A 641-nucleotide genomic window follows, 5' to 3' on the forward strand; every position below is an offset into this window, starting at 1 on the left:
TCCCCGAAATCGAGCGGCGGGTCGAGGCGCAGCCGTTCCGTCTCGGGGCCGAACAGCGCAGCACCGCCCTGCCAGTCCTCCGCAGGCCCAAGCGCCACCTGCACCTCGAACCGTCCCGGCGGCACCAGCAATCGAAAGAATTCACCGCCCTGCGCATAGGCCCCCATCACGTCCCGCCCGGTCTTGGCATCGCGCAGCACGATATAGAGATCGCGATCCAGGGCGGATTTGATCTGCAGCGGCAAGGTGCGCGGCAGGTCGGTCTCGCTCCACAACAGCCCCTGCGGGCGCCCCTCGGCGGTGGCCTGCGTTGCAAGAACCAGCAAGAGGAGAACCCAGCGCAGCATCCCCGCCCCCTAGTCCAGATCGCCCGCGAGGCGGGCCTCAATCTGATCGGCGGCGCGCGCGACCGCCTCTTCGATGCTCAGCTCGGACGTGTCGATCACCAGCGCATCCACCGCGGGACGCAGCGGGCTGTCGGCGCGGCCCATGTCGCGGGCGTCGCGCTCGCGCACCTGTTCGAGCACGTCGGCCTCGTCGCCACCTAGTTCCAGCCAGCGCCGATGCGCACGCACCTCCGGCGAGGCGGTCACGAACAGCTTCACCTCCGCCTGCGGGCAGATCACCGTGCCGATATCGCG

At 69.6% G+C, this 641-nt stretch carries 1 protein-coding gene and 1 pseudogene; both read right to left on the reverse strand.

Annotated elements, in window-relative coordinates; all coding sequences use genetic code 11:
- Positions 1-347, reverse strand: a pseudogene (locus B3D39_RS01155) (hypothetical protein); the annotation flags it as partial.
- Positions 348-356: 9 nt separating this feature from the next.
- On the reverse strand, positions 357-641 hold a 285-nt coding region (locus tag B3D39_RS01160), incomplete at its 5' end, for a (d)CMP kinase (RefSeq protein WP_286789301.1).

Source organism: Thioclava sp. UBA3469, assembly GCF_002378135.1.
GTDB lineage: Bacteria > Pseudomonadota > Alphaproteobacteria > Rhodobacterales > Rhodobacteraceae > Thioclava > Thioclava sediminum.